Source organism: Micromonospora sp. NPDC049580 (genome assembly GCF_040675595.1).
In the GTDB taxonomy this organism is placed as follows: domain Bacteria; phylum Actinomycetota; class Actinomycetes; order Mycobacteriales; family Micromonosporaceae; genus Micromonospora.
This window is the reverse complement of record NZ_JBFAPG010000435.1, coordinates 1-5,373: the sequence shown is the minus strand read 5'-3', so window position 1 is coordinate 5,373 and position 5,373 is coordinate 1. Positions and strand designations below refer to the sequence as shown.

At 72.8% G+C, this 5,373-nt stretch carries 7 protein-coding genes; 4 read left to right on the top strand and 3 right to left on the bottom strand.

What is annotated here, in order from left to right:
* Positions 1-450 precede the first annotated feature (450 nt).
* Together AB0J68_RS26190 and AB0J68_RS26185 are read left to right on the top strand one after the other, a co-directional pair.
* Complete coding sequence (locus tag AB0J68_RS26190) at positions 451-1,593, top strand: geranylgeranyl reductase family protein (protein WP_354854085.1); 1,143 nt, start codon at positions 451-453, stop codon at positions 1,591-1,593.
* 31 nt (positions 1,594-1,624) lie between these two features.
* A complete protein-coding gene (locus AB0J68_RS26185) occupies positions 1,625-2,395 on the top strand; it encodes an isoprenyl transferase (RefSeq protein ID WP_234589120.1) in 771 nt (256 codons plus the stop codon).
* A gap of 27 nt (positions 2,396-2,422) precedes the next feature.
* Here AB0J68_RS26185 and otsB read toward each other — a convergent pair whose 3' ends face one another.
* The 3 genes from otsB to AB0J68_RS26170 form a co-directional block, all read right to left on the bottom strand.
* On the bottom strand, positions 2,423-3,247 hold the full coding sequence (otsB, locus tag AB0J68_RS26180) for a trehalose-phosphatase (protein WP_354854088.1): 825 nt from the start codon (positions 3,245-3,247) through the stop codon (positions 2,423-2,425).
* 67 nt (positions 3,248-3,314) lie between these two features.
* Positions 3,315-3,668 (bottom strand): hypothetical protein, encoded by a 354-nt coding sequence (locus AB0J68_RS26175; RefSeq protein ID WP_354854091.1) that lies wholly within the window; start codon positions 3,666-3,668, stop codon positions 3,315-3,317.
* A 162-nt stretch (positions 3,669-3,830) separates the two neighbouring features.
* Positions 3,831-4,274: an XRE family transcriptional regulator gene (locus tag AB0J68_RS26170; protein ID WP_204943358.1), complete on the bottom strand. Its 444-nt coding sequence runs from the start codon at positions 4,272-4,274 to the stop codon at positions 3,831-3,833.
* Positions 4,275-4,538: 264 nt separating this feature from the next.
* Between AB0J68_RS26170 and AB0J68_RS26165 the strand changes: the two genes are divergently transcribed.
* Together AB0J68_RS26165 and AB0J68_RS26160 are read left to right on the top strand one after the other, a co-directional pair.
* Positions 4,539-4,895: a hypothetical protein gene (locus tag AB0J68_RS26165; RefSeq protein ID WP_354854093.1), complete on the top strand. Its 357-nt coding sequence runs from the start codon at positions 4,539-4,541 to the stop codon at positions 4,893-4,895.
* Positions 4,896-4,926: 31 nt separating this feature from the next.
* Positions 4,927-5,262, top strand: a complete 336-nt coding sequence (locus AB0J68_RS26160) for a hypothetical protein (RefSeq protein WP_007455629.1) — start codon at positions 4,927-4,929, stop codon at positions 5,260-5,262.
* Positions 5,263-5,373 lie beyond the last annotated feature (111 nt).

The window sequence follows — 5,373 nt, the reverse complement described above, 5'->3', positions numbered from 1 at the left end:
CCGATATCGGGGTGTCCACGTCGCCCGATCACCCCGACATCGGCGATCCCGAGTCGATCAATGCTGACGGCAGCCATCGGAGCCACTCTGCCCCACCAACGGGGCAGCTCGACAGGCAACGCAGCAGGCGGCGAGGGGTGGCACTCCGGACTCGCCGCTCCAGGCGTCCGCTTCGTCGCCACCGGTCTGGGGCCTGTCGGTCTGGGGCCGCCGGGTCGTGGCCGCGCGACCGCGACCGCCGGTTCGTGGCTGCCTTCGGGGCTTGGGGTGTTCGGCTCGGCGAGATCGTTCGGCTTCGGTGCGGCCCGGCCGTGCGGCAGCGGTGCGGGCGGCCGGGCAGGGGGCAGGATGGCGGGTGATGTCGGTCACCGTGGCCGGTGTCGACGGCCCAGGTGATCGCCGGGCGGGACGGGTACGAGCCGCGCCGCCCCGGTCGGAGGGAGGCGCGCGGTGAGCGACGAGTTCGACGTGGTGGTGGTGGGGGCGGGGCCGGCCGGGGCGGCCGCGGCGCTGACGGCGCGCCGGGCGGGCGCCAGTGTGTTGCTGTTGGACCGGGCCGACTTTCCCCGGGACAAGGCCTGCGGCGACGGGATCGCCGCGCACTCGGTGGACGTGCTCGCCGAGCTGGGCGTGACCGAGGCGGTGGCCGGCTACGCCGCGCTGCCCGCGCTGCGGATGGTCTCCCCGGGCGGCCAGGCGGTCGCTCGGGCGCTGCCCCGGCCGGCGTACACCGTGCCTCGGGAGGTCTTCGACGCGCGGCTGGTGGCGGCTGCGGTGGCAGCCGGCGCGCAACTGCGCCGGCACAGCGTCCGCCGGGTCCAGCCGCGCTCCGACCGGGTGGTGCTCGACGGGGAGCTGTCCGGCCGGGTGGTGGTGGGAGCGGACGGCGCCGGGTCGGTGGTGCGCCGGGCCCTCGGCCACCCGGTGAACCCCGACCGGCACCTGGCACTGGCCATCCGGGGTTACGCCCCGGCGTTGCCCGGCCCACCCGAGCAGCTCATCGTCACCTCGAAGGCACGCTGGCCGGCGTACGCCTGGTCGTTCCCGATCGGCGACGGGCGGGCGAACGTCGGGTACGGGGAGGTGCTGCGCGGCGAGCCTCTGAGCCGGGCGTACCTGCTGGACCGGCTGGCCGCGCTGCTGCCCGGCACCGACCTGTCGACGGTGACCGCGCTGCGCGCCCATCACCTGCCGCTGTCCACGCACCGGCCGGCACCGGGCCGGGACCGCACCCTGCTGGCCGGCGACGCCCTGTCGCTGATCAACCCGTTCACCGGGGAGGGCATCTTCTACGCGCTGCTCTCCGGTGCGCTGGCCGGTGCCGCGGCGGCCCGGGCGCCCGAGGCGGCGGCGCGTCGCTACGCCGTGGGCCTGCGTCGTCGCCTCGGCACCCACCTGCGGCACAGCTCGGTCGCCGCATGGCTGGCACGACGGCGGCGGGTGGTCGACGCGGCGGTCCGGGCGGCCCGCCGGGACGACCGCGTGTTCGACGATGTGGTCGAGCTGGGACTCGGCGACGGGCGGCTCACCGCCCGTACGCTGGGCATGATCGGCATCGAACTGTCCGGCGGGGATCGGCCTCCGAAGGGGTGATCCCGCTGGCGGGTCGCTACGCTGCTAGGTGATGACGCTGCGGAACCTTATCTACTCCGTGTACGAGCGCCGGCTCACGGCGAAGCTCGCGGGCAAGCCGGTGCCCCGACACGTCGGGGTGATGTGCGATGGCAACCGCCGGTGGGCGAGGGAGATGGGCTTCGTCGACCCCAACGACGGGCACCGGGTCGGCGCGGCGAAGATCAAGCATGTCCTCGGCTGGTGTGACCAGGCCGGCATCGGGCACGTGACCCTCTACCTGCTGGCCACCGACAATCTGCGCCGCCCGGCCAGCGAGCTGGACCCGCTGCTGCAGATCATCGAGGACCTGGTGGTGGAGCTCGCCGAGGAGGGCAACCCCTGGCGGCTGCGCATCGTCGGCGCGCTGGACCTGCTGCCCGCCCAGACGGCGGCGGCGCTCAAGGGCGCCGAGGAGCGCACCCGGGACCGCAGCGGCGGCGCGGAGGTCAACATCGCCGTCGGCTACGGCGGCCGGCGGGAGATCACCGACGCGGTCCGTTCGCTGCTGCTGGAGCACGCCGCCTCGGGCGGCACGATCGAGGAACTGGCCGAGGTGCTGGACGTCGAGCACATCGCCGAGCACCTCTACACCCGCGGCCAGCCCGACCCCGACCTGGTCATTCGCACCAGCGGGGAGCAGCGGCTGTCCGGTTTCATGCTCTGGCAGTCCGCGCACTCGGAGTTCTACTTCTGCGAGCTCAACTGGCCGGATTTCCGGCACATCGACTTCCTGCGCGCGCTGCGCTCGTACGCCACCCGCCAGCGCCGGTACGGCGCCTGACCCTGCTGCGGGCGCAGGAGAGCCCGGTCAGGGCAGCCGGGTGAGGGCTCGGGTGAGGAAGTCGCCCAGTGCGGCCGGGGACTCGATGGTCAGGTCGGCGGCGTTGGCCACTTCCTGACCGGTCTCCGGGTTGGCGACGGCCACGCAGACGCCGAAGAAGTCCGGGTCCGCCTCGGCGCGGGCGCGTAGCGCCGCGAACGCCTTGATGTCCGAGACGTCGTCGCCGAAGTACCAGGCGCCGGTGGCACCCTGGACCACCTCGCCGATCACCATGCCCTTGTCGCGGTCGACGGGCGGCTTGAGCTCCAGCACCATCCGCCCGGCCTGCACCCGCAGCCCCAGCCGGTCGGCCTGCGCCTGCCCCCACTGCTGCACGGTCGGGCCGAGCTGCGGCGCGGTACGCCAGTGCAGCGCGACCGAGAGCCGCTTGAACTCGACGAGCGTGCCGGGTGGCAGCTCCGCCCGGGCCAGGTCGGCCAGCTCGGCCATGGTCGGCACCCACGGCAGGGCGGTGGGCTCGGTGACGGTCTCGCCACCGGAGTGGCTGTGCTCCAGCCCGTAGAGACCGTAGAGGTCGACGCCGCTCAGCTCGCCGAGGCGGTCCCGCAGGAACTCCACGGGCCGCGCGGAGACGATCGCGATCCGCTGCACCACCGGGGCCAGCGCCTCGATCGCGGCGAGGGCGTTGGGCGCGGGGCGAACCGCCGTCGGGTCGTCGTCGACGGGCGCGAGTGTGCCGTCGAAGTCGAAGAAGAGCACGGTCCCCGCCGCCCGGCCGGCAGTGACCTGCCATGCCTGATCGGCGTTCAACGGGGTCCTCGGCTGGTGGTTGCCCAGATTCAACGGCGGCACGCGCGTCAGCGTACCCCGGCGTTGAGGGCTCATTCCTGGCCGAGCACCACCGCTCGGCGGCGCGCGATCAGCGTTCGGCGGCTCCTCGTCCGCGGCGTCCGAACGGCACCACCGCCGCGTCCTGCCCGTGGCTGAGCAGGTAGCCCTCCACGAAGCCGGTGTTGCGGTCCCCGGTGCGGGTCTCGATCTCGGTGAGCCGTGCCACCAGGAACTCGGTGAGTGCGCTTATCCGGTCGTTGAGCCGTTCGTGCAGCTCCGCGACGACGGCCAGGATGACCGCCGTGCCGGCGCTGATGAGCGCGAGAAGGTTGACGAGCAGCGGCAGCTGCCCACCGTTGACCGCGAGGGTCACCACGTTGCCGGTCGCCCACAGTGTCATCGACACCGTGGCGACCACGACTGCCCACCACTTCAGGGTCATGGACAGACCCCTCCTTATGTCCCGCAGGGCTGGGTTCGGCCTTGTCCCGTCCCCCCGCCGATGACGAGCCCAAGCAGTACGAGTACGGACGCTAGCGTGCCCGTTCCGACCCCGGAGCGAAACGAATGAACCTGACCAGGCGTTCTTTCGCCATCTGAGGAACTAGCCTGCCTGATTGCCCCTATTTCGGACATCGACCGGCAACGTTGGGCGGTATGCGAGGTATCTAATGGTTTCGCGGATGTGGAACTTCTCCGCGTCCGACACGTTCGGGTCGACGAGGCGGCGCAGCAGGGCCTCCACGTCCGGGTCCATCGGTGGGGCCGGCTGACCGGCGCGGGGGCCGGTCGCGGTGCGGTCCCAGCCGAGCGCGGCGAAGGCGGCGGCCGGGTTCAGGCCCAGGCCCTCGCAGAAGGCGACGACGCGTTCGGCCTCGGGGTCGCTGGCCCAGTCCCCACGGACCCACCGGTTGATGGTCTGCCGGGAGACGCCGGTACGTCGGGACACCTCGGTGCCGCTCCAGGCCCGCGTCGCCCGCGCCTCGTCGAGGGCGCGCCGGACGAAGGTGGCGAAGGCGATCTTTCGCGCATTGGCCGTCTCGGTCACCCCGTGACGGTACGGCCAGCCTGGCTCGGGCGTACGCCCAGGCACGCTGCTGTCACGCAGACGTGACGGTTCTCTCGGATTCGCGGTAAACGATCCAGCGTCGCTCTGGAGGGGTGTCACCCGGGCAGAATAGATGCCCGTAGTGGCGAATGTAAGCGGACGAAAAGCTGATACTGTCACGCCCATGGGACAATCTACGGTGTGTCACGTGCATGAGACGACTGGTGCTCGCATGCGTCACGCCCCCGGCGCCGAGGGGGTGTGGTGACCGAGCTCGCCACCCGAGCCCAGGCCTTCGGGCTGATCGCCGAGGGAGTGGCCGCGGGGCTGAGTGCCCCGTGGCGCCTCTATCTCGCCCGAGGCTGCCGATACCTGTCGCTGAGCGTGGGCGACCGCACCGAGTGGAACGCCTGGCGTACCCACCTCGGCTGCCCCGAGTTGAGCGTCCGGGTCTACGACGCCGGCGGGGAGATTCGCCGCTCCTCCGTCGCCGAGGTCGTGGTGGACGGCTGCCGGATCAGCGTCGAACTGGTCGAGGAGGTCAGCACGGACGACCTGGACCGGCTGCTGGTCGCGGATCCCACCATCGACCCCACCGCGGTCGAGCCGGAGGAACGATGATGCGGCGTCCGGGCCGGGTCGGGGCCGCCCGATGAGCCCGTTCCTCGTGGTCTTCCTCGTCCTGGTGCTCGGTGCCACCAGCTACGCGGCCGGCCGGCTGCACGGGCAGCTCAGCTACCGCATCGGCTACCGCTTCGGCTACCGGCAGGGCTACTTCGACGGTGACCGGGGCGCCTGGAACCGGCGTCGACGCGACGCCCAGGCGGCGATCGCCTCCGCCCTGTCGGTCTCCTCGGCGGGGGCCGTCCGCTCCGCCGGCACGGTGGCCCGCCCCGGCACCACGTACACCGGCTCGTCGTTCACCGCGCCGGCCGCCCCCATCACCGGGCGGCACCCGACCGGCACGCTCGTTCGACGGACCGGCTGAGCCGGCCGGCGGGCCGCCGCGAGCGGTCCCGCCGACCGGCGCCGAGGAACGCGGTGCGTCGTCCGCGGCGGACACGCACCGTCGGGGCCACGTCAGACCGGTGACGGTGGC